This is a genomic window from Mesorhizobium sp. M4A.F.Ca.ET.022.05.2.1 (genome assembly GCF_003998845.1).
Classification (GTDB): Bacteria; Pseudomonadota; Alphaproteobacteria; order Rhizobiales; family Rhizobiaceae; genus Mesorhizobium.
The window spans coordinates 1-1,687 of sequence record NZ_RZOJ01000679.1; the positions used below are offsets into that span (position 1 = coordinate 1).

The 1,687-nt window shown below is 63.2% G+C and carries 3 protein-coding genes and 1 pseudogene; 1 reads left to right on the forward strand and 3 read right to left on the reverse strand.

Annotated features, from left to right (window positions below):
• Positions 1-268 (reverse strand): annotated as a pseudogene (locus tag EN745_RS34485) (cupin); the annotation flags it as partial.
• Between the two features lie 180 nt (positions 269-448).
• Positions 449-628, reverse strand: coding sequence for a hypothetical protein (locus tag EN745_RS34490; protein ID WP_127407656.1), 180 nt, complete (start codon positions 626-628; stop codon positions 449-451).
• Positions 629-668: 40 nt separating this feature from the next.
• On the opposite strand from EN745_RS34490, the gene EN745_RS35840 reads away from it, so the two are divergent.
• On the forward strand, positions 669-962 hold the full coding sequence (locus EN745_RS35840) for a hypothetical protein (RefSeq protein WP_145992321.1): 294 nt from the start codon (positions 669-671) through the stop codon (positions 960-962).
• Positions 963-1,095: 133 nt separating this feature from the next.
• On the opposite strand, the gene EN745_RS35845 is transcribed toward EN745_RS35840, so the two are convergent.
• The gene (locus EN745_RS35845) at positions 1,096-1,272 is read right to left on the reverse strand and encodes a hypothetical protein (RefSeq protein ID WP_189363264.1); all 177 of its coding nucleotides are present in this window, start codon (positions 1,270-1,272) and stop codon (positions 1,096-1,098) included.
• Positions 1,273-1,687 lie beyond the last annotated feature (415 nt).

The window sequence follows — 1,687 nt, forward strand, 5'->3', positions numbered from 1 at the left end:
TGGTCACCTTGAGCGTCCCGGCCTCGACATAGGCGTAGCGCGGAAACGGATGCTTGTGGACCGGCAAGGTCGCGCCGACGGCGATCTCGAAGGTCGAAACGATGACCTCGACATTCTTCTGCGGCAGCGTGATCGGCTGGCCGGACGCCGTTTCCGTGCGATCGGCGAGCGGGGTCACGACGACAGGGTTTGCGCCGCTGTCCAGAGCGTTGGCGGCGGTTGCGGACAGCGCGACGGTCAGCAGCGCCGATGCCAGGACGTTTCGCATGATTCCTCCTCGGGTCTGGCAGACCATGGCGCGACGTGCGTGCGGGCGCAAGATTCGATGACAGTCCGCGCGCCACATCAGCATGACTGACGGCACGGGCTGTCGTGGCCGCAGCGGTGAGGAGTGCGAAAATGCGAGAATTGCGCGTCAGCCGCCGCTTCGGCTCATTCTGAGAGCCCTTCAACGCTTCATGAGGTCACGGTTGAACCGGATCTCGTGGCCGTACGAGCCGCTCGGCAGGTCAGCGGCCGCCTGCCGGAAGCTGTCTTCTATCCGTGTTGTGTAACGGCCTTCATTCTCCAGCCTGTCCCACAGGACAAAGCAGACTGCCAAGGCGATCACAATGAGCACCGGTCGCATCGGAAAATCTCCCTGAAGAGCTCCCGACAAAGCGCCTTGCATGATGATCCTGGTTTGGTCGAAATACAAGCGATTGCTAATATATAATGCCAACGCCTGCCGCACGCCTCTCAAATGGAGCGGCGGAATTAGTGACGAGCAGGTTACCGCGCTAGCCGGCGATGGCCATGCCAATGGCAATTCCCAGCCCGATGGCGATACCCATCAGGAGCTTGCCGGCGAGGTTGAGCGCGATAGCGCGGCCAACGGCGCACACGTTGCTGCGGGGCTGTGCCACAGCCCTGGTCAGGTCGTCGAAAGTCGCTTCCACGGTTGCCACCCTGCGATCTTTTGAGGGTAGCCTAAATCATATCTCGGGTTATGTGAATCCCCATTTTGCTCTATGGCGGCGGCAAGCCACCGGCTGGCGCCACGAGGTGCATCTCCGCCCAGGACAGGCCCAGCCGCAACACCCGCTCAGCGCCCGCTCAGCGCCCGCTCAGGCGGCGCGCGGTGGCCGGCCCGGGCCCGCGCATATAGTGGAGTTCCGGCCGGTAGCGTGGCGCGACGAACTCGCGAAAGGCCAATGCCAAGCGGGTGAGGGCCATGCCCAGGGCCGTGACCAGGACCATCGTGGGAAGGCCGAACAGAAGTTTGTGCGACATCATTGTCCCAACCTCATATGCCGGTGTCGATATGGAACAGCGTCTTTGCGCCAGCATGCCTGAAGCTGTGGCAGCAAGAACCGTGCCACGCCTGCCCGGCGCGCGATTTGCCGCCTGAACCGAGGCGCGCAGGCGTCTCATAATGGGTCATTTGCTGCTGGCACCACAATTGCAACGTCAGCAGTGCCGGGTGTTGGGACCGGCACTTGGGGCGCAGGGGTGCCTCGCCGCTCCGCGAATGGAGCGGCGAGGTCGCTGCTTCGTTGTCATCGCTCTCGGTCGTACTCGCTGGTCATCGCCGAGCGGCAATCGGAGTGCTCCAGCTATCCCGCAGCAAGCACGCCGCACGCGAGCCAACGCCGATCGATTCCGCGTGCAACTCGGCGCCTGGCGAAGTCGAATTGCGCAGATATGC

What these genes read in the sequence shown, in the direction of transcription:
- EN745_RS34490 (WP_127407656.1), bottom strand. Translation starts at nt 628, where the DNA reads ATGCGACCGGTGCTCATTGTGATCGCCTTGGCAGTCTGCTTTGTCCTG.
- EN745_RS35840 (WP_145992321.1), top strand. Translation starts at nt 669, where the DNA reads ATGATGATCCTGGTTTGGTCGAAATACAAGCGATTGCTAATATATAAT.
- EN745_RS35845 (WP_189363264.1), bottom strand. Translation starts at nt 1,272, where the DNA reads ATGTCGCACAAACTTCTGTTCGGCCTTCCCACGATGGTCCTGGTCACG.